The organism is Kitasatospora sp. NPDC017646 (assembly GCF_044329365.1).
In the GTDB taxonomy this organism is placed as follows: Bacteria; Actinomycetota; Actinomycetes; order Streptomycetales; family Streptomycetaceae; genus Kitasatospora.
Genome location: NZ_JBIRJC010000002.1, coordinates 115,016 through 141,015, shown reverse-complemented (window position 1 = coordinate 141,015; position 26,000 = coordinate 115,016). Strand labels below are relative to the sequence as shown.

22 protein-coding genes and 1 pseudogene are annotated in these 26,000 nt (G+C 72.2%); 12 read left to right on the top strand and 11 right to left on the bottom strand.

The genetic code is table 11. From position 1 onward, the window contains the following. The first annotated feature begins 175 nt into the window (after positions 1 to 175). From ACH4J0_RS03650 to ACH4J0_RS03635, 4 genes are all read left to right on the top strand, one after another. Positions 176 to 1,909, top strand: a complete 1,734-nt coding sequence (locus ACH4J0_RS03650; RefSeq protein WP_396236040.1) for an ABC transporter ATP-binding protein — start codon at positions 176 to 178, stop codon at positions 1,907 to 1,909. Positions 1,910 to 2,067: 158 nt separating this feature from the next. After that, positions 2,068 to 3,966, top strand: a complete 1,899-nt coding sequence (locus tag ACH4J0_RS03645; protein WP_396236510.1) for an ABC transporter ATP-binding protein — start codon at positions 2,068 to 2,070, stop codon at positions 3,964 to 3,966. Positions 3,967 to 4,210: 244 nt separating this feature from the next. After that, the gene (gene sigJ, locus ACH4J0_RS03640; RefSeq protein WP_396236039.1) at positions 4,211 to 5,125 is read left to right on the top strand and encodes an RNA polymerase sigma factor SigJ; all 915 of its coding nucleotides are present in this window, start codon (positions 4,211 to 4,213) and stop codon (positions 5,123 to 5,125) included. 132 nt (positions 5,126 to 5,257) lie between these two features. Then, positions 5,258 to 6,340: an NAD(P)/FAD-dependent oxidoreductase gene (locus ACH4J0_RS03635; protein WP_396236038.1), complete on the top strand. Its 1,083-nt coding sequence runs from the start codon at positions 5,258 to 5,260 to the stop codon at positions 6,338 to 6,340. A 117-nt stretch (positions 6,341 to 6,457) separates the two neighbouring features. Here ACH4J0_RS03635 and lepA read toward each other — a convergent pair whose 3' ends face one another. Continuing rightward, positions 6,458 to 8,326 carry a translation elongation factor 4 gene (gene lepA, locus ACH4J0_RS03630; protein WP_396236037.1) on the bottom strand — a complete coding sequence of 623 codons (1,869 nt, stop codon included), beginning with the start codon at positions 8,324 to 8,326 and terminating at the stop codon, positions 6,458 to 6,460. Positions 8,327 to 8,516: 190 nt separating this feature from the next. Between lepA and ACH4J0_RS03625 the strand changes: the two genes are divergently transcribed. From ACH4J0_RS03625 to ACH4J0_RS03615, 3 genes are all read left to right on the top strand, one after another. Then, complete coding sequence (locus ACH4J0_RS03625; protein WP_396236036.1) at positions 8,517 to 8,822, top strand: antibiotic biosynthesis monooxygenase family protein; 306 nt, start codon at positions 8,517 to 8,519, stop codon at positions 8,820 to 8,822. Positions 8,823 to 9,055: 233 nt separating this feature from the next. Beyond that, the gene (gene rpsT / locus ACH4J0_RS03620; protein WP_350878230.1) at positions 9,056 to 9,325 is read left to right on the top strand and encodes a 30S ribosomal protein S20; all 270 of its coding nucleotides are present in this window, start codon (positions 9,056 to 9,058) and stop codon (positions 9,323 to 9,325) included. 437 nt (positions 9,326 to 9,762) lie between these two features. Further along, on the top strand, positions 9,763 to 10,464 hold the full coding sequence (locus tag ACH4J0_RS03615) for a hypothetical protein (RefSeq protein ID WP_396236035.1): 702 nt from the start codon (positions 9,763 to 9,765) through the stop codon (positions 10,462 to 10,464). Positions 10,465 to 10,525: 61 nt separating this feature from the next. On the opposite strand, the gene holA is transcribed toward ACH4J0_RS03615, so the two are convergent. Continuing rightward, the gene (holA, locus tag ACH4J0_RS03610; RefSeq protein ID WP_396236034.1) at positions 10,526 to 11,524 is read right to left on the bottom strand and encodes a DNA polymerase III subunit delta; all 999 of its coding nucleotides are present in this window, start codon (positions 11,522 to 11,524) and stop codon (positions 10,526 to 10,528) included. 133 nt (positions 11,525 to 11,657) lie between these two features. On the opposite strand from holA, the gene ACH4J0_RS03605 reads away from it, so the two are divergent. After that, positions 11,658 to 11,951 (top strand): hypothetical protein, encoded by a 294-nt coding sequence (locus ACH4J0_RS03605; RefSeq protein WP_396236033.1) that lies wholly within the window; start codon positions 11,658 to 11,660, stop codon positions 11,949 to 11,951. Between the two features lie 58 nt (positions 11,952 to 12,009). Here ACH4J0_RS03605 and ACH4J0_RS03600 read toward each other — a convergent pair whose 3' ends face one another. Further along, a complete protein-coding gene (locus tag ACH4J0_RS03600; protein ID WP_396236032.1) occupies positions 12,010 to 12,945 on the bottom strand; it encodes a LysR family transcriptional regulator in 936 nt (311 codons plus the stop codon). 151 nt (positions 12,946 to 13,096) lie between these two features. Here ACH4J0_RS03600 and ACH4J0_RS03595 point away from each other — a divergent pair, with 151 nt between their 5' ends. From ACH4J0_RS03595 to ACH4J0_RS03585, 3 genes are all read left to right on the top strand, one after another. Continuing rightward, on the top strand, positions 13,097 to 14,398 hold the full coding sequence (locus ACH4J0_RS03595; RefSeq protein WP_396236031.1) for an MFS transporter: 1,302 nt from the start codon (positions 13,097 to 13,099) through the stop codon (positions 14,396 to 14,398). 55 nt (positions 14,399 to 14,453) lie between these two features. Next, complete coding sequence (locus ACH4J0_RS03590; RefSeq protein ID WP_396236030.1) at positions 14,454 to 15,053, top strand: cysteine hydrolase; 600 nt, start codon at positions 14,454 to 14,456, stop codon at positions 15,051 to 15,053. 147 nt (positions 15,054 to 15,200) lie between these two features. Further along, entirely contained in the window at positions 15,201 to 16,508 is a 1,308-nt protein-coding gene (locus ACH4J0_RS03585) for a glycine-rich protein (RefSeq protein ID WP_396236029.1), read from the top strand. Between the two features lie 273 nt (positions 16,509 to 16,781). Here the strand turns inward: ACH4J0_RS03585 and ACH4J0_RS03580 are convergent, their stop codons facing one another. Then, entirely contained in the window at positions 16,782 to 19,379 is a 2,598-nt protein-coding gene (locus ACH4J0_RS03580; RefSeq protein ID WP_396236028.1) for a ComEC/Rec2 family competence protein, read from the bottom strand. Between the two features lie 51 nt (positions 19,380 to 19,430). Next, positions 19,431 to 19,595, bottom strand: a complete 165-nt coding sequence (locus ACH4J0_RS03575; protein WP_396236027.1) for a ComEA family DNA-binding protein — start codon at positions 19,593 to 19,595, stop codon at positions 19,431 to 19,433. Between ACH4J0_RS03575 and ACH4J0_RS03570 the strand changes: the two genes are divergently transcribed. After that, positions 19,587 to 20,945: a TniQ family protein gene (locus tag ACH4J0_RS03570; protein WP_396236026.1), complete on the top strand. Its 1,359-nt coding sequence runs from the start codon at positions 19,587 to 19,589 to the stop codon at positions 20,943 to 20,945. The two genes, ACH4J0_RS03575 and ACH4J0_RS03570, sit on opposite strands and share 9 nt — an antisense overlap. A 322-nt stretch (positions 20,946 to 21,267) precedes the next feature. Here the strand turns inward: ACH4J0_RS03570 and eis are convergent, their stop codons facing one another. The 6 genes and pseudogenes from eis to ACH4J0_RS03540 form a co-directional block, all read right to left on the bottom strand. Next, positions 21,268 to 22,440 carry an enhanced intracellular survival protein Eis gene (eis, locus tag ACH4J0_RS03565; RefSeq protein ID WP_396236025.1) on the bottom strand — a complete coding sequence of 391 codons (1,173 nt, stop codon included), beginning with the start codon at positions 22,438 to 22,440 and terminating at the stop codon, positions 21,268 to 21,270. Between the two features lie 11 nt (positions 22,441 to 22,451). Beyond that, complete coding sequence (locus tag ACH4J0_RS03560; RefSeq protein ID WP_396236024.1) at positions 22,452 to 22,985, bottom strand: MaoC family dehydratase; 534 nt, start codon at positions 22,983 to 22,985, stop codon at positions 22,452 to 22,454. Beyond that, a complete protein-coding gene (locus ACH4J0_RS03555) occupies positions 22,982 to 23,842 on the bottom strand; it encodes an HpcH/HpaI aldolase/citrate lyase family protein (protein ID WP_396236023.1) in 861 nt (286 codons plus the stop codon). The genes ACH4J0_RS03560 and ACH4J0_RS03555 overlap by 4 nt, the downstream gene beginning before the upstream one ends. Before the next feature lie 8 nt (positions 23,843 to 23,850). Continuing rightward, complete coding sequence (locus tag ACH4J0_RS03550; RefSeq protein ID WP_396236508.1) at positions 23,851 to 24,084, bottom strand: acyl carrier protein; 234 nt, start codon at positions 24,082 to 24,084, stop codon at positions 23,851 to 23,853. 33 nt (positions 24,085 to 24,117) lie between these two features. Further along, positions 24,118 to 25,119 (bottom strand): annotated as a pseudogene (dmpG, locus tag ACH4J0_RS03545) (4-hydroxy-2-oxovalerate aldolase); the annotation flags it as partial. Beyond that, positions 25,116 to 26,000 carry an acetylating acetaldehyde dehydrogenase gene (locus tag ACH4J0_RS03540; protein ID WP_396236022.1) on the bottom strand — a complete coding sequence of 295 codons (885 nt, stop codon included), beginning with the start codon at positions 25,998 to 26,000 and terminating at the stop codon, positions 25,116 to 25,118. The pseudogene dmpG and the gene ACH4J0_RS03540, both read right to left, overlap by 4 nt.

Sequence of the window (26,000 nt, the reverse complement as noted above, 5' to 3'; positions counted from 1 at the left end):
CGGATCCAGCTGGCACACCCGCACGGGGCCGATGCCCGGGCCGCCGCCGCGGGCGCCGCCGCAATGGCAAAGGCCAGGCAAACCTCAGCGCGACAGCCCGGGAATCGTCTGTACGACGCCACAGAACAACGAGAATTGGGGTGCGAACCCGACCGGCGACGACAAGAGTGGGCCAGTGCTGATCAGACTGCTCCGGGCGTACCTGCGCCCGTACTCCCGACCGATCACCTTGCTGGTGGTCCTCCAACTGGTATCCACCCTCGCGGCGCTGTACCTGCCGACGCTCAACGCCGACATCATCGACAAGGGCGTGGTCAAGGGCGACACCGGCTACATCCTGCGCCTGGGCGCCGTGATGATCGGCGTCACCCTGGTGCAGGCGCTGTGCTCGATCGGCGCCGTCTACTTCGGCGCCCGCACCGCGATGGCCTTCGGCCGCGACGTCCGCGCCGCCGTCTTCGACCGGGTGCAGAGCTTCTCCTCCCGCGAGGTCGGCCAGTTCGGCGCCCCGTCGCTGATCACCCGCACCACCAACGACGTCCAGCAGGTCCAGATGCTGGCCCTGATGAGCTTCACGCTGATGGTCGCCGCGCCGATCATGTGCGTCGGCGGCATCATCATGGCGCTCAACCAGGACGTCCCGCTGTCCGGACTGCTGCTCGCCGTCATCCCCGCGCTCGGCGTGGTCGTCGTCCTGCTGGTGCGCGCCCTGCGCCCGAAGTTCCGCAGCATGCAGGTGAAGATCGACACCGTCAACCGGGTGCTGCGCGAGCAGATCACCGGCATCCGGGTCATCCGCGCCTTCGTCAAGGACGACCACGAGCAGACCCGCTTCGCCGACGCCAACGAGGACCTCACCCACACCGCCCGCCAGGTCGGCCGGCTGATGTCCGTCATGTTCCCGGCCGTCATGCTGGTCGTGAACGTCTCCAGCGTCGCGGTGCTCTGGTTCGGCGCCCACCGCATCGACAGCGGCGACATGGAGATCGGCGCGCTCACCGCCTTCCTCTCCTACCTGATGCAGATCCTGATGAGCGTCATGATGGCCACCTTCATGTTCATGATGGTTCCGCGCGCCGAGGTCTGCGCCGAGCGCGTCCAGGAGGTCCTGAGCACCTCCTCCAGCGTCGTCCCGCCCGCCGCCCCCGTCACCGAACTGCTGCGCCGCGGCAACCTGGAACTGCGCGACGTCGACTTCCGCTACCCCGGCGCCGAGGCCCCGGTGCTGCGCGGCATCGACCTCACCGCCCGCCCCGGCGAGACCACCGCCATCATCGGCTCCACCGGCAGCGGCAAGTCCACCCTGCTCGGCCTCGTCCCCCGGCTCTTCGACGCCACCTCCGGACAGGTCCTGCTCGACGGCGTGGACGTGCGCGAGCTCTCCGCCGACGCCATCGCCGACAGCGTCGGCATCGTCCCGCAGAAGCCGTACCTGTTCACCGGCACCGTCGCCAGCAACCTGCGCTACGGCCGTCCCGACGCCACCGACGAGGAACTCTGGCACGCCCTGGAGATCGCCCAGGCCAAGGAGTTCGTCGAGAAGCTCGCCGAAGGCCTGGACGCCCCCATCGCCCAGGGCGGCAGCAACGTCTCCGGCGGCCAGCGCCAGCGTCTGGCCATCGCCCGGGCACTCGTCCGCAGGCCCGACGTCTACCTCTTCGACGACTCCTTCTCCGCGCTCGACTACGCCACCGACGCCAAGCTGCGCAAGGCCCTCGCCCGCGAGACCGCCGACGCCACCGTCCTGATCGTCGCCCAGCGCGTCTCCACCATCCGCGACGCCGACCGGATCATCGTCCTCGACGAGGGCGCCGTCGTCGGCACCGGCACCCACCACGAACTGATGGCCGACAACCCGACGTACCGGGAGATCGTGCTCTCCCAGCTCACCGAGCAGGAGGCGGCGTGACCACCCAAGGAAAGCCCGTCGGGAACCCCGCCGGGCCGGCGGCCGCAGCCGCGCCCGGACCCGCCGCCGGCAAGCCCGCCGGCAAGCCCCAGGACCGGTTGCCCAGCGACTCCCAGGCCGCCGCCGCCCGCCGCGGCCCGGCCGGACCGGGCCGCTTCATGGGCGGCCAGGGCGCCGAGAAGTCCATGGACTTCAAGGGCTCCGGCAAGCGCGTCCTCGGCCTGCTGCGCCCCGAACGCAAACTGCTCGTCGGCGTCCTGGTGCTCGGCGTCCTCGGCATCGGCTGCGCCGTCACCGGCCCCAAGATCCTCGGCGACGCCACCGACCTGATCTTCGCCGGCGTCATCGGCGCCCGCTTCCAGCCCGGCACCTCCAAGGCCGAAGTCATCGAGGGCCTGCGCGCCCACGGCCAGGGCGGCATCGCCGACCTGCTCTCCGCGGTCGACTTCACCCCCGGTCACGGCATGGACTTCGGCGCCATCGGCTCCGTCCTGCTGTGGGTGCTCGGCATCTACGTCGCCTCCGCCGTCTTCGGCATCTTCCAGGGCCGCCTGGCCACCAAGGCGATCCAGTCGGCCGGCTACCGGCTGCGCCAGGACGTCGAGGCCAAGCTCGCCCGCCTGCCGCTCAGTTACTTCGACAAGCAGCCGCGCGGCGAGGTGCTCAGCCGGGTCACCAACGACATCGACAACATCGGCCAGTCCATGCAGCAGACCATGGGACAGGTCGTCAACTCACTGCTCACCGTGGTCGGCGTGCTGGCGATGATGTTCTGGATCTCCTGGCTGCTGGCGCTGATCGCCCTCATCTCGGTGCCGCTGTCGGTGGTCGTCGCCGCCAAGGTCGGCAAGCGGGCCCAGCCGCAGTTCGTCCAGCAGTGGAAGTCCACCGGCCAACTCAACGCCCACATCGAGGAGATGTACACCGGCCACACCCTGGTCAAGGTGTTCGGCCGGCAGCGCGAGTCCGCCGAGACCTTCCGCGAGCACAACGACGCGCTGTTCCACGCCAGCTTCCGCGCCCAGTTCATCTCCGGGATCATCCAGCCCGCGATGATGCTCATCGGCAACCTGCAGTACGTGCTGGTCGCGGTGGTCGGCGGCCTGCGGGTGGCCAGCGGCTCGCTGTCCATCGGCGACGTCCAGGCCTTCATCCAGTACTCCCGGCAGTTCAGCCAGCCGCTCACCCAGGTCGCCAGCATGGCCAACCTGGTGCAGTCCGGGGTCGCCTCCGCCGAGCGCGTCTTCGAGCTCCTCGACGCCCCCGAGCAGAGCCCCGAGCCGGCCATGCCCGAGAAGCCGGACGCGGTCCACGGACGGGTCGCCTTCCAGGACGTGTCCTTCCGCTACGACCCCGACAAGCCGCTCATCGACGACCTCTCGCTCAAGGTCGAACCCGGCCAGACCGTCGCCATCGTCGGCCCCACCGGCGCCGGCAAGACCACCCTGGTCAACCTGCTGATGCGGTTCTACGAGGTCAGCTCCGGACGGATCACCCTCGACGGCGTCGACATCGCCGCGATGTCCCGCGAGGACCTGCGCTCCGGCATCGGCATGGTCCTCCAGGACACCTGGCTGTTCGGCGGCACCATCGCCGACAACATCGCGTACGGGGCCGGGTCGGCCACCCGCGAACAGGTCATCGAAGCCGCCAGGGCCGCCCACGTCGACCGCTTCGTCCGCACCCTGCCGGACGGCTACGACACCGTCATCGACGACGAGGGCACCGGCGTCAGCGCGGGCGAGAAGCAGCTGATCACCATCGCCCGGGCCTTCCTCGCCCAGCCGTCGATCCTGGTCCTGGACGAGGCCACCAGCTCGGTCGACACCCGCACCGAGGTGCTCATCCAGCGGGCCATGGCCCGCCTGCGCACCGGCCGCACCAGCTTCGTCATCGCCCACCGCCTCTCCACCATCCGCGACGCCGACGTCATCCTGGTGATGGAGAACGGCTCCATCGTGGAGCAGGGCTCGCACGACGAGCTGATCGCCGCCGACGGCGCCTACGCCCGGCTCTACCAGGCCCAGTTCGCGGAGGCCGTGGCCGAGGTCGACTGACGCGTCCTCACGCGAAGGGCGGGGCGGGACTCCTCCGCCCCGCCCTTCGCGCGCCCGGGTCCTCCCGCAGGGGCGGTCCTCGCCGGGGGCCGCGCGGAGGGGGGCGCTCTCGTCTGGGGGCTGGTCTCGTGGAGAGGGCGGTCTCAGGGAGGGGGATGCGGGGAGGGCGCGCCGGGCCGGCGCGGGTGGACCTCGTGTGCCCCGGACCTTCGCAAAGGGCGGCGCCCTTCGCTACGGTGGCCCCGTGACCGCCCAGCCCACCACCGCCGAGCAGGCCTCGGACGCGTTCGAGACGAACCGCCGCTACCTCGGCTCGGTCGCCTACCGGCTGCTGGGGTCCTTCACCGACGCCGAGGACGTCCTGCAGGACGCCTGGCTGCGCTGGCAGGCCACCGACCGCGCCACCGTCACCGACCCCCGCGCCTTCCTCACGACCGTGGTCACCCGGCTCTGCTACGACCAGCTCGGCTCCGCGCGGGCGCGCCGCGAGGCCTACTACGGTGAGTGGCTGCCCGAACCGTCCGTGTCCTACGCGAGCGCCCCCGACTCCCCCGCCGAGCTGGCCGAACGCGGCGAGTCCGTCTCGCTCGCCCTGCTCGCCGTCCTGGAGCAGCTCAGCCCGGCCGAGCGGGCCGCCTTCGTCCTGCACGACGTCTTCGCGGTCGGCTTCGAGGACATCGCCGCCTCCCTGAACCGCACCCCGGACGCCACCCGCCAGCTCGCCTCCCGGGCCCGCCGCCGGGTCAAGGACTGCGGCCCGCGCACCGGCACCGACCCGGCCGAGCACCGCCGGGCCGTGGAGGCCTTCGCCGCCGCGACCGTCAAGGGCGACATCCTGGGCCTGATGGAGATCCTCGACCCCGACGTGGTCTGGCACGCCGACGGCGGCGGCATCGTCCGTGCCGCCGCCCGTCCGGTGCACGGCGCCGACAAGGTGGCCCGGCTGGTGGCCGGCCTCGTGGAGAAGTGGTTCACCCCCGAGTTCGGACTTGACCACGGGACGGTCAACGGCGAGCCGGGCCTGCTCTGGTACGAGAAGGCCACCGGCACCGTCACCGGCGTGGTGGCCTTCGCCCTGGCCGAGGGACGGATCACCGAGGCGTTCGTCGTGGTCAACCCCGAGAAGCTCGCCCGGATCAGCCCGGTCACCGCACCGTGACACGTCCCACTGGGTCATGCGGCAACACTTCCGGATCCGCGTGACGCAGGTCACTGTCACATCCCGACCGGTCGCGTCGTCCCCCTCCTGAACAGCGCTCCACCGGAGCGACCTCGCGAGGAGGCGGACGAGATGAGCAGCACCACCAGCACCGGCAGGCGGATCGTCGTACTGGGCGCCGGCTACGCCGGACTCACCGCGGCCAAGGGCGCCGGACGGCACCGCACCGTCACCCTGGTCGCCCCCGAGGAGCGGCTCCTGCACCGCATCCGCCAGCACGAGACCGCGGCCGGCCGCGGCCGCGAGTGGCCCGCCATCGGCGATCTGGCCCGCGGCAGCCGGATCGAGCACCACCGGGCCCGGGCCGTCGAACTCGACCTGGACGGACACAAGGTCCTCCTGGACGACGGCGCCACCCTCGGCTACGACACCCTGGTCTACGCCCTCGGCAGCCGCACCGCCTGGCACGGCGTCCCCGGCGCCGTCGAGCACGCCCACCCCGTGGAGCGCGCCGCCGAGGTGCGGCGCCTGACCCGCGCGGCCGACCGCCCCGGCAACCTGGCGGTCGTCGGCGGCGGCGCCACCGGCATCGAACTGGCCACCGAACTCGCCGAGGCCCACCCCGACTGGCGGGTGCGGATCGTGGCGGCCGGTCAGGTCGGCGGGACCTACTCGCCCAAGGGCCGCACCCACATCCGGCGCGTCCTCGACCGCCTCGGCGTCGCCGTCCACGACGACGCGACCGTCACCGAGGTCACCCCGGACGGGCTGCGCACCACCGCCGGCCCGATCGAGGCCGACCTCACCGTGTGGGCCGCCTCGATGGAGCCGCACCCGCTGGCCGCCGACGCCGGACTGGCCGTGGACGAGCACGGCCGGGCCCTGGTCGACGACCACCTGCGGTCGGTCTCGCACCCCGACGTCCACGTGGTGGGCGACGCCGCCGCGGTCACCGTCCCCGGCGTCGGCACCCTGCGGATGGGCTGCGCCACCGCCCTGCCGCAGGGCCAGTACGTCGGCAAGCTGCTCGACGGGCGCACCTCGAAGCCGTTCTCGTTCCGGTACGTCGTGCAGTGCCTGAGCCTCGGCCGGCGGGACGGCCTGCTCCAGCTGGTCCACCCGGACGACTCGATGAAGCCCACCGTCCTCACCGGCACCGCCGGACGGCTGGCCAAGGCCGGCATCGTCACCGCCGTTCTGGGAGCGCTCAAGTAGCCGACGGGGCGCCCACAGGACCGGCGCGCCCCGCGGGACGCCGTCCTGCCGGTACCCCGTCCCCGCGGGAACGCGGAAGGGCCCCGGGGCGATCGCCCCGGGGCCCTTCCGTCGCTGCTACTTCTTGTCCTTGGGCGTCTCGGCGTCGGTGGACAGCGCCGCGATGAAGGCCTCCTGCGGGACCTCCACGCTGCCGACCATCTTCATCCGCTTCTTGCCCTCCTTCTGCTTCTCCAGCAGCTTCCGCTTGCGCGAGATGTCACCGCCGTAGCACTTGGCGAGGACGTCCTTGCGGATCGCGCGGACCGTCTCGCGGGCGATCACCCGGGAGCCGATGGCCGCCTGGATCGGCACCTCGAACTGCTGGCGCGGGATCAGCTTCTGCAGCTTGCCGGCCATCATGACGCCGTAGCTGTAGGCCTTGTCCTTGTGCACGATCGCGGAGAAGGCGTCCACCGCGTCGCCGTGCAGCAGGATGTCGACCTTGACCAGGGCGGCGGTCTGCTCGCCGATGGGCTCGTAGTCGAGCGAGGCGTAGCCGCGGGTCTTGGACTTCAACTGGTCGAAGAAGTCGAAGACGATCTCGGCGAGCGGCAGGGTGTAGCGCAGCTCGACGCGGTCCTCGGACAGGTAGTCCATGCCCTGGAGGCTGCCGCGGCGGGACTGGCAGAGCTCCATGATCGCGCCGACGAACTCGTTGGGCGCCAGGATGGTGCCGCGCACGACCGGCTCGTACACCTCGGCGATCTTGCCGGAGGGGAACTCGCTCGGATTGGTGACGGTGTGCTCGGTGCCGTCCTCCATGACCACCCGGTAGACCACGTTCGGGGCGGTGGAGATCAGGTCGAGGTTGAACTCGCGCTCCAGGCGCTCCCGGATGATCTCCAGGTGCAGCAGGCCGAGGAAGCCGCAGCGGTAGCCGAAGCCGAGGGCGACCGAGGTCTCCGGCTCGTAGACCAGGGCGGCGTCGTTCAGCCGCAGCTTGTCCAGGGCGTCGCGCAGCAGCGGGTAGTCCGAGCCGTCCAGCGGGTACAGGCCGGAGAACACCATCGGGCGCGGGTCCTTGTAGCCGCCCAGCGGCTCGGTGGCGCCCTTGTGCTGCGAGGTGATCGTGTCACCGACCTTGGACTGCCGGACGTCCTTCACACCGGTGATGATGTAGCCCACCTCGCCGACGCCGAGGCCGTCGGCGACCTTCGGCTCGGGCGAGATGACGCCGATCTCCAGCAGTTCGTGGGTGGCGCCGGTCGACATCATCTGGATGCGCTCGCGCTTGTTCAGCTGGCCGTCCACGACACGGACGTAGGTGACCACGCCGCGGTAGGCGTCGTACACCGAGTCGAAGATCATCGCGCGGGCCGGGGCGTCCGCCACGCCGACCGGGGCCGGGATGGTGTTGACGATGTGGTCCAGCAGGTCCTCGACGCCCAGACCGGTCTTGGCGCTGACCTTGAGCACGTCGCCCGGGTCGCAGCCGATGATGTGGGCGATCTCCTCGGCGTACTTCTCCGGCTGGGCGGCCGGCAGGTCGATCTTGTTGAGGACCGGGACGATCGTGAGGTCGTTCTCCAGCGCCAGGTACAGGTTGGCGAGGGTCTGCGCCTCGATGCCCTGGGCCGCGTCGACCACCAGGATGGTTCCCTCGCAGGCCGCGAGGGAGCGGGACACCTCGTACGTGAAGTCCACGTGGCCGGGGGTGTCGATCATGTTGAGGATGTGCGTCGTCCCGGCGTCCGGCCCGGTCTTGGGGGCCCACGGGAGGCGGACCGCCTGCGACTTGATGGTGATGCCGCGCTCGCGCTCGATGTCCATGCGGTCGAGGTACTGGGCACGCATCTGCCGGGGGTCGACGACGCCGGTGATCTGCAGCATCCGGTCTGCGAGCGTCGACTTGCCGTGGTCGATGTGGGCGATGATGCAGAAGTTGCGGATCAGCGCCGGGTCGGTACGGCTGGGCTCTGGCACATTGCTGGGGGTCGCGGGCACCTTGGTCCGATTCTCCGTTGGTCCGGGGCCGGGGGTGTCCGGATCATCGCTGACCGGCTATCCCGGGGACCGGACAGTCTCGTCCGATCGAAATAGTTCCTCCCATCTTCCCACGACCTGGGCACCGGACACCGTTCGGGCACCTCGCAGCGTTCCGTCGCCCGGTCGTGGAGGGGCAGGATGGCCTCCCATGATCCTGGAAAGTGCCCTGCTCGACGTCCTGCCCGGCCGGGAGGACGAGTTCCTCGCCGCCTTCGCCGAGGCCCGTCCGCTGATCGCCGTCCAGCGCGGCTTCCGCTCGCTCCGGCTGCACCGCTGCCTGGACGAGGGGCGCGGCTCGCGCTTCCTGCTCCAGGTGGAGTGGGAGACGCTCGCCGACCACACCGAGGGGTTCCGCGGCTCGGCCGAGTACCAGCGGTGGCGGGAGCTGCTGCACCGGTTCTACCGGCCGTTCCCGGAGGTCGAGCACTACGGGGAGCCGGTGCTGAGCGCCTGACCCGCCCGCGCGGGGCCGACGGGCCGGGCGGGTCAGGCGGCCGGGTCCGGGATCGGGGCCCGGAGGCTGGGCCCGGCTGGGCTCGGGGCCGGCCCGGCGGCCGGTTTGGGGCGGGCGGCGGGCCCCTGGTAGCGTGGTCAGCTGCACCTGGCCCCGGCATGCCCTCTCAGCTGGTCCGGCGGCCTTCACGGTGCAGCCCGTTCAAACCTTTCAGACAAGACTGAGGCTCCTTCGTGGCGAACATCAAGTCCCAGATCAAGCGCAACAAGACCAACGAGAAGGCGCGCCTGCGCAACAAGGCCGTCAAGTCCTCGCTGAAGACCGCCCTGCGCAAGGCCCGTGAGGCCGCTGCCGCCGGCGAGACCGAGAAGGCCACCGTGCTGGCCCGCGCCGCCTCCAAGGCGCTGGACAAGGCCGTGAGCAAGGGCGTCATCCACGCCAACCAGGCCGCCAACAAGAAGTCGGCCATCACCAAGCGCGTCAACGCGGCCGTCCAGGCCTGACGCCTCCGGGGGCTCCGGCCCCCGCCGCCTCCGGACGACCCGGCCCTCTACCCGGACTCCCGAGGCGTGTGAGACTCGCACCGCACGCGGCCTGCGTTCGCCACGCGGGTGCGGTGCACACCAGCTGTACGGCAGGCGCCGCAGCCGGCCTCTTCCCCAGAGGCCGACTGCGGCGCCTGTCGCGTTCCGCGGCCAGGCCGCTATGGTCGACCACGCGCGACCGGGGATGCGGGGGGCATTCCGGCGCCAGTCCCGAGGGGGGAACAACATCCATGACAACGCAGCCGCAGCCACCGTCCCCTGCGCCGAACGGGCCGGGGTACGGGTTCCCGCAGCAGGGACCGGGGGTGCCCGGCTACGGTCCGCCGCCGGGACTGCCGGCCTCGCCGGGGGCGGGCGGTCCCGGCGTTCCGGTCACCGTTCCCACGGGGGCTCCCGTGGCGCCCGCTCCCGGTCCCGGTCCCGCCAGTGGGGCGCCCGGGGGCCGGGCCGGGGGCAACCTGCGGCGCAACGCCGTCTGGGCCTTCGTCGGCGCGCTGCTCGCCTCGGCCGGCTGGACCACCGCCGTCCTGGTCGTCCCGGGCATGGTCGGCAACAGCAGCGACTCCGCGCCGCGCAGCCTCGGCAGCTACCACGTCTCGGACGACTTCTGCACCGTCGGGAAGCCCGCCCGGCTGCTGGAGAAGTACTCGGTCAACACGAGCAGCACCTCGCCGAGCCACCACACCGACCGGAACCCGGCCCTGGACAGCATGAACTGCTCGATGTCCCTCAAGCGGACCGGCGGCAACAGCGACAGCGAGTACGCCTCGGTCTACCTGCGCGCCGACCTGCACAAGGCGGTGAACCCCGCGCCCGAGCTCTCGGCCAACAAGGAGACCTACCGGTCGCGCGGCTACCAGATCACGACCATCCCGGGGATCGGCGACGACGCGTACTTCGTGTACAAGGACGACGGCTCGTCGGACAAGTACCGCGACATCTACGCCGAGGTGGACGTCCGCGACGGCGGGATGACCTTCTACATCACCTACAGCGCCAGCTACACCCAGGGGAAGGCCACTCCGCCGTCCATGGACGAGCTGCGCACCATGCTGCAGGCGGACGCCGACAGCGCCGTACGGGCCATGCGCAAGTAGCGCGGGGCTGCGGGCGGGCGGCGGTCCCGGGGCGTCAGCGGGCGGGGCGGGCTGCCGGGCGTCAGTACGCGGGGCGTGAGCCGGCCCGGGCGGCCTTGGCGACGGCGACCACCGCGCGCTCCAGGGCGAATGCCGGATCGTCCGAGCCGCCCTTGACGGCGGCGTCGGCCTGGGCGATCGCGGTCAGCGCGGTGGCCACCCCGTCGCCCGTCCAGCCACGCATCTGCTGGCGGACCCGGTCCACCTTCCACGGCGGCATGCCCAACTCGCGGGCCAGATCGGCCGGGCGCATGTTCCGTCCGGTCGTGGCCAGCCGGCCGATGCTGCGCACGCCGGAGGCCAGCGCGTAGGTGATGCCGGTCGGCGGCTGGCCGACGGCCAGCGCCCACCGCAGCCGCTCCAGCGCCTCCGCCGCCCGGCCGGTGACCGCCAGGTCGGCCACCTCGAAGCCGGTCGCCTCGGCCCGGCCGCTGTAGTAGCGGGCCACCACCGTCTCGTCGATGGTGCCCTCGACGTCCGAGGTCAACTGGCTGCACGCGGCCGCCAGTTCACGCAGGTCGCTGCCGAGCGCGTCCAGCAGCGCCTGGCAGGCCTCCTGGGTCGCGGAACGGCCCAGGGTGCGGAACTCGCCCTTGACGAAGGCCAGTCGCTCGCTCGCCTTGGCCAGCTTGGCGCAGGCCACCTCGCGTCCGCCCGCCTTGCGCCCGGCGTCCAGCAGGCCCTTGCCCTTGGCCCCGCCGGCGTGCACCAGCACCATGATCACTTCTCCGGCCGGCGCCTCGATGTACGCCTTGACCTCCTTCACCGAGTCGGCGGAGAGGTCCTGGGCGGCCCGGACCACGATCACCTTGCGCTCGGCGAACAGCGAGGGCGTGGTCAGCTCGGCCAGGCTCCCGGGCTGCAACCCGCCGGGCGGCAGGTCCCGTACGTCGGTGTCCGGGTCCGCGGCCTTCGCCGCGGCCACCACCTGGGCGACCGCGCGGTCCAGCAGCAGCTCCTCCTGGCCGACCGCGAGGGTCAGCGGGGCGAGCAGGTCGTCGGGTGCACTCTTCCTGGCCATCGCCTACCAGCATCCCACGCGCCGCGGACACTCCCGCCCGGGCGGCCGTCCGGGCCGACCGGCGAACGGGCCGACCGCCGGACGGGCCGACCCGTGCTGCCCGGCCGTGCCGCCCGACCTGGAGAATGGCCCGGTGACCGAGAACCACACGCCCGACCTCCCGGACGTCGACGACCCGTTCGTCCGCCAGCTGCTCGTCCTGCCCGACCGCGACGCCGCCGACGAGGCCGCCGAGGAACTCGGCGCCGCCCACCCGGACCTCGCCGAACCGGAGATCGTCCGCGACGCCCTGGCCGGCGAGGACGACGCCGAGGACGCCCAGTGGCTGGTCGTCCTCGACCCGCCGTCCACCGGCTGGACCCCCACCCTGCTGCACTCCCTCGACACCCTCGCCACCTCCCACGACGGCTGGCGCGAAGAGGCCTGACCGGCGGGTTCGTCAACGTCCGCTGATCCGCCCGCCCTCCGGCCCGGGCCGCCGCGGATCAGCGCGGGAGCACCCAGCCCGGCCGCCAGGTGCCCGGGGCGTCGAGGGCGGGCCTGGTGGCGGCGAGGTGGGCGCGGAGGGCGGCCAGGGCCGGGTGGGGGTTGTCGCGGTGCCACAGGAGGGAGTGCGGGTAGACCGGCGTCGGGTCGGTCACCGGGATGCGGCGCAGGCCGTGCCCGGCGGGCCAGACGACGCGGGTGTGCTCGCTCATGAAGGTGGCCAGGGCCGGGGTGTCGGCGACGGTGTCGAGGAGCGCGTCCGAGCCGAAGTTGGGGCCGGTCACCTCGATGCCGAGGCCGAACTCGGCGACGAGGTCGTCGTAGAAGGCGGCCCACTCGGTGCCGGGCGCGATGCCGGGCATCCAGATCCGGTGCCCGGTGAGCTGGGCGACGGTCACCGAGCGGGCGCTCGCCAGTGCGTGGGCGGGGCCGGTGAGGAGCTGGAGCGGCTCGTCCAGCACCCGGACGGACTCGATGTCCTCGGGAAGGGACCGGCCCGGCGCGGCGACGGCACGGAAGGACGCGTCGATCGCGCCCGAGCGGATCGCGCTGACGGCCGCCTCCACGTCGAACAGCATCACCACGTCGAGGTCGATCTCGGGGCGCGCGCGGTGGAAGTCGCGCATCAGTCCCGACGGCGCGACGCGCGAGGCGATCACGTCGACCCGCAGCGGCCGACGGCCGGTGCGCACGGACGCGACCGCGCGCTCGGCGGCGCGCAGCAGCTCGCGGGCGTGGGGCAGGAAGGCCTGCCCGTCGATGGTGAGCTCGGCGCCGCGCGGGGTGCGGGTGAACAGCCGGACACCGAGGTCCCGCTCCAGCGTGGCGATGCGCTTGGAGACGGCCTGCTGGGTGACCGCCAGGTCGGCGGCGGCCTTCTGGAACTGGCCCGCGTCCACGACGGCGGCGAAGGTGCGTACGGCTTCGAGGTCCACACCGATCCACCTTAGTGAACAACGGATGGTTGTGCCCGGACGGCGGGGTGGTTGTTTGACCTGCGGTTGTGCCGATCGCTTAGCTCTCACCGGTCAACGTCGGATTGTTCGAACGGGACGTCGAGGGAGCACGCCGGTCATGGTGAGCAGGGTGAGCGGGACAGGTGGGGACCGGACGGGCCGGACGGGCCAGACGGGCCAGACGGGCCGGACGGGCCGGAAACGGCTCGGTCGGCAGTTCGGCTGGCTCTGGGCGGCGTACGCGGTGAGCGCGTACGGGTCCGGGCTGGGGTTCGGGGCCCTGCCGCTGATCGCCGTACTGGCGGTGCACGCCGGACCGGCCGAAGTGTCCTCGCTGTCCGCGGTGGGCCCCGCGGTGGGCGCGCTGATCGCTGTGCCGCTCGCACCGTGGGTGGAGTTCCGGCGCAAGCGCCCGGTGATGGTCGCAATGGACCTCGTCCGGTTCGCGGCCATGGCCACGATCCCGCTCGCCTACGCCTTCGGCCTGCTCGGCTTCGTCCAGCTGTTGGCGGTCTCGGCCGTGGTCGCCGCCGCCAAGATCGCGTTCAACGCGGCCAGCGGCGCCCAGCTCAAGGCCCTCGTCCGACCGGACGACCTGCTGGTCGCCAACGCCCGCTTCGAATCCACCAACTGGAGCTCCATCGCGATCGGACCGCCGCTCGGCGGGGCGGCGATCGGCCTGTTCGGACCGGTCACCACGGTCGTTGCCGACGCCCTCAGCTACCTGCTCTCCGCCCTCGGCATCACCGCGATCCGCGGCCGGGAGGAGGCCCCGCGGCCCACCGGCAAGGCCCCGGTGCGGGTGGGCGCGCTGACCGACGGCTGGCGGCACATCCTGGGCGACCCCGGCCTGCGTCCGCTCTACCTCAACAACCTGCTCGTCAGCGGCCTGATCATGGCCACCGAACCGCTGCTGGCCGTGCTCCTGCTGCGCCAACTGCACTTCCCGGCCTGGCAGTACGGCCTCGCCTTCGCCGCCCCCTGCCTCGGCGGGCTCATCGGCTCCCGGCTCGCCCAGCGCGTCGTGGCCCGCTACGGACGGCACAGGGTCTTCAGGACCGTCGGCACCCTGCGCGCCGTCTGGCTGATCGGCCTGGTCTTCGTCCGCCCCGGCGTCATCGGCCTGCTCACCGTGATGGCCGTCGAGCTGGCGATCATCGTCAACATGAGCCTCTACACCCCGGTCCTCGCCACCTACCGGCTCGAACGCACGCCCGACCACCTGGTCGCCCGCACCCTGTCGGCCTGGTCGATCGGCCAGCAGGCGTCCATCGCCGTCTGCACCGCACTGGGCGGCCTGCTCGCCGACATCACCGGCCCGCGCACCGCCCTCGCCGTCGCGGGACTGCTCATCCTCGCGACCCCGCTACTGCTCCCCCGGCGCGAGCAGGCGTCGACGCACCGGCCGGAACCGTCCCTCAGCCACTCCTGACGCCGCCGGCGGCCGGTCACCGCCGGTCGCACACCACCCCCAAGGAGGACCCCGCGTGAACACCGCCGCCGCACTCGACCCCGCGCACACCGCTCTTCTCGTCCTGGACTGCCAGCCCGCCGTCCTGGCCGCCCTGCCCGAGGACGGCGCCCGCGAAGCCCTGCTCGGCCGCATCGAACGGGCCGTCGCCGACGTCCGGGCCGCCGGCGGCACCGTCGTCCACGTCCGCGTCGCCTTCACCGAAGCCGACTGGGACGCCGTCCCGGACACCAACAAGTCCTTCGCCGCGCTGGCCCGGCACCGTGCCATGCACGACGAGGACGCCGCCACCGCCGTCCACGAGCGTCTGGCCCCGCTCGGCGACGACATCGTCGTCCGCAAGACCCGCTACGGTGCCATGTCCACCACCGACCTCGACCGGCGGCTGCGCGAACGCGGCATCACCGCCCTGGTGGTCTCCGGCACCAGCACCAGCGGCGCCGTCCTGTCCACCGTCCTCGACGCGGCCGACCGCGACTACCTGCTCCACGTCCTCTCCGACGCCGTCGCCGACCCGGACCCCGAAGTCCACGACACCCTGCTCCGCCGGGTCCTCCCCACCCGGGCGCACCTCGTCGACACCGCCGGACTGCCCGAGCTGCTCCGGGCCCGCTGACACGCCCGCCGACCGGGGCCGCACACCACCGGGGTGAATCGACGGTGTGTCAAGGCGCCGTCCCCGGCGGCGTCGGGGCCTCCTGATCCACAGTGACGGACGGCAAACGACTGCCGAAACATCCCCTCCGCCTTCCAGGAGTAGCTCGTGAACATCTCACCGCCGGCCGCCGCCGGTCAGCCGGGCCCAGCTGCCAACGGGGGACGTGCCGGTTCGGCCGCCCGCCGCGGCCGGGCACTGGCCGTCGCGGCCGGCCTGCTGGGCGTCGCCGGACTCGCCCCGGTCGCGCTGCCCGGGACCGCCTACGCGCAGGGCACGTGCACCGTCTCGGGCTCCACCACCACCTGCACGTTCGCCTTCACCGGCGCCGAGCAGACCTTCACGGTCCCGAACGGCGTCACCCAGGTCGACGTCACGGCGATCGGTGCGGCCGGCGGCCTGTCGGGGGTCAACACCACCCCGGGCGGCCGGGGCGCCCAGGTCTCGGGCACGCTCACCGGACTGTCCGGTGGGCAGACCCTCTACGTCGAGGTCGGTGGCACCCCCACGCTCCCCTCCGGCTGCTACCCGTTCTCGCCGTGCATCGGCGGCTTCAACGGCGGCGGCAACAGCCACTTCGGTGGCGGTGGAGGCGGGGCCTCCGACGTCCGCACCCAGCCCCGGACCACCCCCCTCACCACCACCGACTCACGCCTGATCGTGGCCGCGGGCGGCGGTGGAGCCGGTGAGGTCTTCAGCTCGTCGTGCACGGGCGGCAGCCAGGGCGGGGACGCCGGCCAGGCCGGCCAGAACGGCAACTGCACCGGGGGCGCCGGCGGCGGCGCGGGCACCGCCACCCAGGGCGGAGCCGGCGGGACCGCCACCGGCGGCACGAACGGCGCGCCCGGCACGATCGGCACCGGCGGCGACGGCGGGGGCGGCGCGGGAGGCGGCGGTGGCGGGGGCCTCTACGGAGGCGGGGGCGGCGCCAGCCTCAACGGACTTACCACCCCGTTCGGGAGCGCGGGCGGCGGAGGCGGCGGATCGTCCCTCGTCCCCTCCGGCGGCAGCGGCCCCACCGTGACCAGCACGGCCGCGAGCATCACCATCAGTTACCTCACTCCGGGCAAGCCGGTGACCACCCGCCTGATCGCGATTCCCCGGCAGGTCCGGCTCGGCCGTCCGGTGGTGCTCGACGACCTGGTCTGCCCGGCCGGTACGGGCGCCACGACCCCGCCCACCGGCACAGTGACGTTCACCGACACCACCACCGGCACGACCCTGGGCACCGCACGCCTGGTCCTCGACGTCGGCAAATGCGCCGCCGCCGGGCGTGTGGTCTTCTTCCGGACCCCTGGCCCGCACGTCATCACGGCCGTCTACAGCGGCGATTCGGTCTACCAGGGCAACAGCGCCACCCCGGAGACCCTCACCGTGACGGTGACGTCGCAGGGACCGCCGCGGCACAATCGCTGAGCAGCTCCGCACGGGCCCCGCCGGGTGGTCGGCGGGGCCCGGGCCGTCTCCGTGTCCTGCACGTCCCCGCGCGCCCTGGACGGCCACGGGCCGGAACCGGGTCGGCGCCGCCAGGCATAGCCGCCCGGGCGCTTCCCTGCGGCGTGCTCCGGACCTGCCCGGAGAACGCCGCAACCGTTTCCCCGGGGTCCCCGCCCCCTCCCGCCCGCCTTCCCTCCACCTACCCCACCCCCTGCCCACCCCACCTCGTGGAGGGAAGAAGGAGAGCGGGGATCACGGAGGCGGGGCACGGGGCCTGCGGGTGGAGCGCCCGGAGGTGGAGTGGCCGGCGCGGGCACCGTGGTCGGGCTGGGGGTGAACGGCGACGGCAAGGGTGGACGGGGAGTCGCCGGTCACGGCGATGTCCCCCACGCGGTCGGTGCGCAGGACGGTGGCGCCCAAGGCACGCAGCCGGTCGACCGTACGGGGCGACGGGTGCCCGTACGCGTTGCCCTCACCGCAGGAGATCAGGGCGAGCCGGGGCCGTAGGGCACCGGTCAGGTCCCAGTCCTGGTGGGCCGAGCCGTGGTGTGCCACCTTCAGGACGTCGACCCGGCCGAGGCGGCCCAACAGGGCCGACTGGGCAGGCGGTTCGAGGTCCCCGAGCAGTGCCATCCGCAGACCTCCGGCCAGCGTCACCAGCAGGGCCACACTCGCGTTGTTCGCGCCTGGCGCCTCGACGGCCGCCCCTGGGTCCGGCCACACCACGTTCCAGGACAACTCCGCACCGGCCGAACGCCGTTCACCACGGCCCGCGCGCAGCAGCGGCACACCGGCCCTTGCCGCCCAAGCCGTCACCCTGGCCGCCTCGCCCGGCGGATCATCCAGCGCCGTACCCTCGACGGCACCCACCTGGCGCCCCCGCAGCACCCCTGGCACGCCCTCGACATGGTCCGCGTGGAAGTGCGTCAGCAGCAGCAGCGGAACCGCCGTGATGCCGAGTTCGCGCAGGCACCGGTCGGCCGCTTCGGGATCCGGCCCGGAGTCGATCACCACCGCGCTGTCCGGCGCATCGGTCGCAAGGGCCAGCATGTCTCCCTGTCCGACGTCGCACATCGTCAGCCGCCACCCCGGCGGTGGCCAGCCCGTGGCGATCCGGGCGAGCTGCGGCGGTCTCAGCAGCACGGCCAGCAGCACCACCAGCAGCGCGCCCGTCACCAGCACCCGGGCCCAGCGGCGCCGAGGGCGGGCATGCCGGCCGATCTCCGCCCGCCGGGGCAGCAGCAGGGGCGCTGCCCAACAGGCCGCCAGGGTCGCCAGGGCGACCGTCACCACCCCGAACCAGCCTCCGGGCCAGGACAGTTGGCCGCCGGGCAGTTCGGCCCCGCGCCGTCCGACGAAGGCGAGCCAGCTGGCCGGCACCCCGGCCGGTTCGGCCAGCAGCCGGGCCAGGGACGGGAAGAACGGCTGCAGGGCGAGCACCCCGAAACCGAGCAGCGTCGCCGGGGCCACCGCCAGCTCGGCCAGCAGGTTGCACGGGACGGCGACCAGGCTGATGTGCCCGGACAGCACCACCGTCACCGGCGCGCAGAGCGCCTGTGCGGCTGCCGTAGCCGCCAGCGCGCCCGCCAGATGGTGCGGCCAGCGCCGGGCGCGCAGGGACTCGGCCCAGTGCGGCCCGAGGACGAGCAGCCCAGCGGTGGCGAGCACCGAGAGCAGGAAACCGAAGGAGCGGGCCAGGAACGGGTCCAGCAGGACGAGGACGAGCACGGCCCCGGCGAGCGCCGGTACGGCCTGACGGGGGCGGCCGGTGGCCAGGGCCAGCATGCCGATCAGTCCCGTCCCCGCCGCCCGCAGCACACTGGGCTCGGGCCGGCAGACGGTCACGAAGGCCAGGGTCAGCCCCGTACCGAGCAGGGCGCTGGTGCGCAACGACAGCCCCAACATCGGCGCCAGTCCGCGCCGTTCCGGCGTTCCGGCCTGTCCGGGGGCGCCCAGCAGTACACCGAGGACGATCGCCAGGTTGGCCCCGCTGACCGCCACCAGGTGCACCAGGTCGGTGGCCCGGAAGGCGTCCACCAGGTCGTCGGGCAGCCGCGAGGCGTCACCGACGACCAGCCCAGGGAGCAGACCCCGCGCGTCCGGCGGGAGTCCGTCGCTGGCCGTGCGCAGGCCCTCGCGCAGCCGGCCGGCGATCCGCTGCGGCAGGCTCGGCGGCGCGAGCTGCCGGGGCGCCCCGCGGACGGCCAGCAGCGCCGCGGACTCGGTGTCGTAGCCCTCACCCGCCGGACGCACCTCGGCCTCGACGGCCAGCCGCTCCGACGGGAGCCGGCGCAGCCAGGACTCGGTCCCCGGCCCGCGGACCATGACGGTCACCGGGGTGTGCGTCCGGGTGGACCGTCCGTCCGGGAGGAGGGTGGCGCGGTCGGCCACGGCCTCGACGGTGAGGAGGGTCTGCCCGCCGGTGGTGCCGCCCCGGGAGGTGTGGACCTTCGGGTCGCCCGCGACGGTCAGCTCCACCTCCACCACCGGGGCGGCCGTCCCCGGGGAGCGCGGCGGCGCGTGCTCGGCCGCGTGGGCGAGCTCGGGCAGTGGCCCCCGGTGCAGGTCCGCGGTGTGCAGCGGGGTCGCGATCGCGGCCGCCGCGCCGGTGAGCAGGACGGCCGCCAGCGCCACCGCGGCCCCGCGCCGGCGCAGCAGGCCCGGCCGGGTGAGCAGCAGGACGGCCGCCAGCACCGCGACGGCCGCCAGCGAGAGGAGCGGCACCTGGGACCCCGGCTCAAGGGGCAGTAGCACCGCCGTGACCAACCAGGCCGAGACGGCGGGCAGCAGCAGCCGGAAGTCGGCACCCGAGGAGCGGGTGCGCGGGAGCGACGCGGTGGTGGCGGTCACGGCGGTACCTCCCTTCGTGCGTCGGCGAGACGGAACGGAACGGAACGGGTGTCAGAGGGTCAGGAGCGGGCGGAGTTCCGCGAACGTACGGGCGCCGATGCCGCTGACCTGTCGGAGCTGGTCGATCGAGCGGAACGAGCCGTGCGACGCTCGGTAGGCGAGGATGCGCTGGGCGAGGGTCGGGCCGACGCCGGGCAGGGTGTCGGAATGCGTCAAAGATTTCCTATGCGCGGCAAGAATTTCCTTGAGGCTTCCTTTCCACGGCAGAGATTTCCACCCGTGAACCTGTACGACGCCAGCTGGCCCACGAGGCCTTCGGTCCGCGAGTTCGCTTCCTACAGGCCGCATTGCGATGATCCTGGACCAGCACCCCCAGGAGGATTCGTGCCAACGCTTGTTCCACGCAGGCTCCCGGCCATGCCGGCCCCACTCGACGGCGAAACGCTCACCAGTTGGTTACTGCACGGGATCCAGGCCCTGGGTGTTGATCTCCAGACGGGAACACGACTGTTTGGCCTGGGTGACAGCGCCGAGGGCCAGCGCCTGGACTGGCTCATGATGAGGATTACGGAGACGGAGGCGCAGAGCATCGCAGCCGCAACTGGTCAACCTCCGGACCACGTGGTGCGGATGACGCTTCGCCCCCTCCTCGACCGGCTGCCAGCCTCGCGCGGCAAGGATGGCCGGATGAACCAGCGCGCCCGCTGGTCGAGCCTCGTCCCCCGCAATGCCGCAGTCTGTCCTCAGTGCCTGCATGAGACAGATGGCCGCACGAAAATCGTATGGCATATGCCCTGGTACGTAGCCTGCCTAACCCATCATTGCTATTTAGCTACAAGTTGCCCCTCTTGTGCGGGTTTGATTCGCCTCGAAAGCTCCTCGCGTCGCAGGAGCAGACAGTGCGGGAATCGACTGGAGAAACCGGTTGGGAAATCGACCTACTGCCAACTCCCACTTTCCTCGATTGAGCCCCAGCAGTTGCACGACGATCGCCTTCTCCGACTCCAAGGCAACCTCCTCCCTTTCTTCTATTCGGATGCAGCTGCCAGCAATGGAGAGCCGTCGCGAAGTATTATCGACCTGAATCTTCTGCTTGTAATTGCGCTGACCTATGGATCGGCCGATCAGCTAAGTGGAGCCGACACCGTCGTTCGCGATGCCTTCGTAGACTTCACAGAGAAACGCGGCCCCGCAGGACTATGGCAGACCAGGTACCGGCTTCCAGCATCTCGGACGGTCATGGCTGCGGCCGTCAAGCTCGCGACCCCCATATTCTTCTCTGAACACACCTCAGAAACGGCGTCGTCGCTTCTCCCGCAACTGCGACCTTCGCTCCGGATTCGTGACTCCAGTCAATGGCTTAGCGGGATGATGAGGCAGGCAAGTGACTACCTATCGCCACTCCTCCTTGAGATCATCCCGCCATCGTCATACAAGATGAGGGCCGACCATCGCAAGCGCGCCGCCGCACTGCCAACTCCCGACGAAAAAGGCCCTCTAGCCTGGCTGGACGATCTTTTCCCGGACTCCCAAGGTCCTAGGCACGCCAACTCACAACGGGCATGAAACGATTTCAAAACCAGCGTTATCGAGCTAGGCGGCACTGTTATCTCACGCGAATGGCTCGGAAGCGGTAAGCCGCATGTCATCAGGTGTGCGCATGGCCATATCGGCCACGCCCGGCCTACAAGCCTTCAACAGGGCGGTGGTCTGTGCCGGGCCTGCATGCGCCAGCAGTGAGCCGCGTGATAAGCGCCCCCAAGATACGGTTGCCCTGCCCCACTCGTGCTGACCAACCGTCAGCAGCGGTCGGCGGCGACGCACTTTTGGGCCCCAAGCGGAGTGGTGTGCTTCCCGCGGGGCGCCCCGGAGTACCGGGCGCCCCGGGTCAGAAGTGTTCGGGAAGCCACGGTTCCTGGCCGCTGGTGGCCCGCACCAGGGCGGTCAGCGCTTCCTCGGACCGGGTGCGGACGCCGGACAGGCGGGCCGCGGCGGGGCTGCGGTAGCCGCCCGCGTACCAGGCGGCGAACTGGCCGCGGGTGAACGCCACGGCACCCTCGGTCCGCACCGGCGCGAGGTCAGCCGACCCCGCGCAGATCCGCAGCAGGTAGCGGTGGCTTGAGCCGGGCCGCTCGTCGCCGATCTCCACCGGGACCTCCAGGTCGAGGTCGGCCGGCCACCCGCGCAGCCGCAGGGCGGCCTGGACGTCGAGGATGCGGAGCATCCACGGGTGCCAGGCATCCGCGGTCACCCGGTGGCGGTGGAGGTTGTGCAGCAGCAGGGGGTAGGGCGGCAGCGCGCCGCGCCGGAACTGCACGGTCTGGGCCCGGCTGTTGTGCCGGCCGAGGAAGGCCAGCATCGCGGCCGCGCAGTCCGCGTCGGAGGACCAGAAGTCGTGGACCACCAGGTCCATGCCGTGCCGGTCACCACGCTTGGTCGTGAGCGAGACCCAGCCGGCCACCGGTTCGCCGGGGCGGGTGAAGCGGTAGGTGGTCAGTGCGTTCTTCGCGGTCGTCCACGTCGACCACCAGTCAGGGCGCTGGACGGGGCCGTTCCACTGCCGGGCGAGTTCCTGCTGGAGGTCGAGGGCGTCCTTGGTGAGGCCGTGCTCGATGTCGAGGTCCCCGGCGGGGAAGGAGCGCTTGAGGTCGTCGGAGCTGACGGCCCAGCCGAACACCGGGACGGGGGCTTCCCAGCCCATGCGGCGCGCGTAGCCGTTGGAGATTGTGGAGATGGTGGAGATCACCGCACCGCGCTCGCGCAGGGGCCGCAGCCGCTCGTGGACCATGCGGGCCGCGAGGCGGGCGCCGCGTTCCTCCGGGGCCACGCTTCCGGCGGCCAGGCAGGCGGTGGGCACCGCGGTGCCGCCGAAGAACTGGGAGGTGAGGATGCCCAGGCCCCCCGCGACGACCCGGCCGGCGCGCACGGCGACACGGACGTCGGCGTGACCGCGCAGGTGGGTGATGTCGCCGACCGGGTGTCCGAAGGAGCGGGCGGCCATCTCGTCGTACTCCTGGGTGAGGCCGTCGTCGGCCCGCACGAAGGTGATGCTGTCCTCCATGGCAACGCCTCCTAGTAGTTGGCCGGGCCACGGACGGCGTCCGGGTTGGTGGGCACGAGGAAGGTCCGGGTGAAGGCGACGACCCGCTTGCCGTCCTGGTTGAGGCCCAAGGTGCGGCAGGTGACGATGCCCTCGCCGGGGCGGCTCTGGGACAGGCGGCGTTCGGTGACCACGGTCTCGGCGTAGAGGGTGTCGCCGATGAAGACGGGGTTCTCGAAGCGCACGTCGTCCAGGCCAAGGTTGGCCAGGGTCAGGCCGCTGACCGCCCGAACCGTCATCCCGGCCACGTACGCCAGGGTGACGCCGCTGCACACCAGGATGCGGCCCCAGGGGGTCTTCGCGGCGTAGTGGGCGTCCAGGTGGATCGGCGCGGTGTTCCCGGACAGGGTCGTGATCAGGGTGTTGTCGGTGTCGGTGATCGTGCGGCCGGGCCGGTGTTCGATGACGAGGCCTTCGGTGAGGTCGTGGTAGCCGGGGCCGACGACCTCGCGGATCCGGTGGGCGTCGATCTCGCGGTAGCCGGGCGGCAGGGAGGCGGTGCTCACCGGGTGGGCTCCTCTCGGGTGCCAGCCGCCTCGAGGACGGAGCGGGCCATGGTGAAAAAGGGGCGGCCGACCATCTGGCCGTCGACGGAGGTGATGTTGCTGCCGCTGTCCTGGGCTGCGGCGACGACCGCGCGGGCGTGGGCGATCTCCTCCTGGGAGGGCGTGAACAGCTCGGTGATGACCGGGAGCTGTCCGGTATGGATGGCGCCCTTGCCGTGGAAGCCGAGCGCCTTGGCGCGTTCGGCTTCCTGCCGCAGCCCGTCCGGGTCGTCCATCTGGAAGTAGGGCGAGTCGATCGCGGCCAGGCCCGCGGAGGCCGCGCTGTTGGCGACGACGGAGCGGGCGTGGAGCATCGGCTCCCAGCCCATCCCGCAGCCGAGGGCAGCGGCGTAGTCCGCGGTGCCGAACACCAGCCCGGAGATCCTGGACGCCCGGACGATGGAGGGGAGCTTCTCGATGGCGCGGGGCGTCTCGATCAGTGCGAACAGGAAGGGCTGGTAGTCGGCGGCGTCCAGGACACCGGCCACCAGTTCGATGTCCCGCGCGGATTCGACCTTCGGCACGAGCACGACGGCGGGCTTGGCGCGCCAGCCGGACATGGCGGCCAGATCCTTGATCCCGTCGAGGAGCACGGGAGCGTTCATCCGCACTCCGAGCAGGCACGGGCTCGTGGCCTGGCCGTCGAAGAACCGCTCGGCGATCGTCCGGGCGTGCTGCTTCTTGGCGGGGGCGACGGAGTCCTCGAGATCGACCAGGGCGACGTGGGCGCCGCTGGTCTTCGCGGTGTCGTACCGGTTGACGGCCGGTGCCGGGACGCTGATCCACGCTCGGGTGGACCGCAGGAGGAGAGCGCTCATGGCTGCGGTCACCGGCCCTGGCGCTTGGCCGCGACCAGCTGCACGAGGCCGGCGAGGGTGCGCGAGTCGGTGATCTCGTCCTCGGTGACCTTGGTGCCCAGGTTCTCGGAGAGCATCACGGCCAGCTCGATGACGGACAGGGAGTCCAGGCCGATCGCCTCCAGGGTGGCGTCGGCGGCCAGGGCGTCGGGGTTGACCCGCAGCTCGCGCACCAGGATGTCTTCGAGGTCGGGGTCGATCACGGGGGCGGCGGTGTTCTCGTTCACGGTCTTCTCCTTCAGGTGGCGGGCGGCTTGGGGGATGAGGTCTTCCTGGCCGGCGATCACGTGGCGCCGGCCGAGTTCGTCGAACAGGTCGCCGGGGTCGACGCCCTCGGCGGCCGCGACCTTGAGGACGCGGTTCTTGAATCCGGAGAACACTCCGGCACGGCCGCTCATCACGGCGACCGAGTCGGTGTAGGGCGGGGCGCTCATCAGCCGGTGCTCGGCGACGTCGGCGGCGGCCAGGACCTTCTTCACGTCGATGCCGGTGGGGTGGCCCAGGCGTTCGAGGACGGCGACGAGGACTTCCAGCTGGGTGTTGCCGGCCCCGGCGCCGAACCCCCGCGCGCAGGCGTCGATGATCCGGGCGCCGGCCTTCACGGCGGCCACCGAGTTGGCGACGGCCATGCCGAGGTTGTTGTGTCCGTGGAAGATCACCGGCACGTCGACGGCCTCGGTGATCGCGGTGATCCGCGCCTGGACGTCCTCGGGCAGGAAGTGCCCGGCGGAGTCGAAGATCCCCACGGCCTTCGCGCCGTAGCCGGCCATCCGGGCGCACTGTTCGGCGAGCTGGCCGGGCGAGGCCATGTGGCTCATCATCAGGACGCCCTGGCCTTCGCCGCCGTGTTCGGCGACGAAGCCGAGGTGGCGTTCGGTGACGTCGGCCTCGGTGCAGTGCGCGGCGATCCGGAACACCTGCGCGCCGTGCCGGAAGGCGCCGCGCAGGTCGTCGCTGGTGCCCCATCCGGGGCCCATGAACACGCCCATCCGGGCGCGGGTCAGGGCCTCGCGGACGGTGGCCAGCATCTGGGAGTCGGTGAGTTTGGCGCGGCCGATCTGGAGCGAGGAGGCGCCGAGGCCGTTGCCGTGGCCGACCTCGACCACGGGCACGCCGGCCCGGTCGGCGGCCGCCGCGTAGTCGCGCAGCTGGTCGGCGTCGAGCTGGTGCCCGACGGCGTGGTGGCCGTCGCGCAGGGTCGGGTCGTGGACCAGCACGGCGGCCGGGGCGGCGGTCATGCGCTGGCTCCTTCCGTGAGCAGGGTGGTGGCGCGCATGTCGGCCAGGAAGATCGCGGCGGCGTTGATGATGTCGAGGTTCCCGGCGTGGGCCGGCAGGCGGCCGCCACTCGCGCAGACCTCGACGGTGACGGTGATGCGTTCGCGGGTCGCCTCGACGTCGATCACCGCATAGCCAGGCGCGAACCGGCGCACCTGGGCGGCGGCGGCCTCGACGAGGTCGCGCACCGCGTGCGGGTCGGCGTCCGGGGCCAGGATCGTCATGTGGACGCGGAACGGCGGCGGCGGGACGGCGGGGGTGACGTTGACCATCACCTTCGCGGCCAGCGTCCCGGTGAAGGCGTGGACGGCGTCCTGTGTGGTCGCGATGTACTCGTCCAGGTTCAGGCGGGTCGCCCGCCCGGCGCTGCGGCTGGCGCCAGTGCACACCACCTCCACGTAGGAGGGCGTGCAGTGCCGGGCGAGGGCGTGCAGGACGGGGATGGCCGCCTGGCCGCCGCAGCTGATCAGGCTGATGTGCCGGCCGGTCAGCGCCTGCGCGCCGTTGACGGTGGGCACGGTCGGGGTGCCGCTGTTGTGCGGTGTGAGGTCGACGAACACGGCCCCGGTGGGTTCCAGCAGCCGCCAGTGCTCGGCGTGGGAGTCCGCGTTGGACGCGTCGAAGACCAGGTCGAAGGTCTTGCCGGAGTCCAGCAGGGCCGTCAGGCCGCCGTCCGTGGTGGCAAGGCCCATCTCGGCGGCCCGCGCCAGCCCGACGCTCTGGCTGCGGCCGACGACGAGGCCGCAGTCGAGGTGCGGGGACCGGTGGATCTTGTGCAGCAGGTCGACGCCTATGAGGCCGGCGCCGAGGACGGCGACGTTCAGCACGGGGTGTTCGGACAT

What these genes read in the sequence shown, in the direction of transcription:
- eis (WP_396236025.1), bottom strand. Translation starts at nt 22,440, where the DNA reads ATGGAGGACAGCATCACCTTCGTGCGGGCCGACGACGGCCTCACCCAG.
- ACH4J0_RS03555 (WP_396236023.1), bottom strand. Translation starts at nt 23,842, where the DNA reads ATGAGCGCTCTCCTCCTGCGGTCCACCCGAGCGTGGATCAGCGTCCCG.
- ACH4J0_RS03635 (WP_396236038.1), top strand. Translation starts at nt 5,258, where the DNA reads ATGAGCAGCACCACCAGCACCGGCAGGCGGATCGTCGTACTGGGCGCC.
- ACH4J0_RS03625 (WP_396236036.1), top strand. Translation starts at nt 8,517, where the DNA reads ATGATCCTGGAAAGTGCCCTGCTCGACGTCCTGCCCGGCCGGGAGGAC.
- ACH4J0_RS03540 (WP_396236022.1), bottom strand. Translation starts at nt 26,000, where the DNA reads ATGTCCGAACACCCCGTGCTGAACGTCGCCGTCCTCGGCGCCGGCCTC.
- ACH4J0_RS03570 (WP_396236026.1), top strand. Translation starts at nt 19,587, where the DNA reads ATGCGTCAAAGATTTCCTATGCGCGGCAAGAATTTCCTTGAGGCTTCC.
- holA (WP_396236034.1), bottom strand. Translation starts at nt 11,524, where the DNA reads ATGGCCAGGAAGAGTGCACCCGACGACCTGCTCGCCCCGCTGACCCTC.
- ACH4J0_RS03645 (WP_396236510.1), top strand. Translation starts at nt 2,068, where the DNA reads ATGGGCGGCCAGGGCGCCGAGAAGTCCATGGACTTCAAGGGCTCCGGC.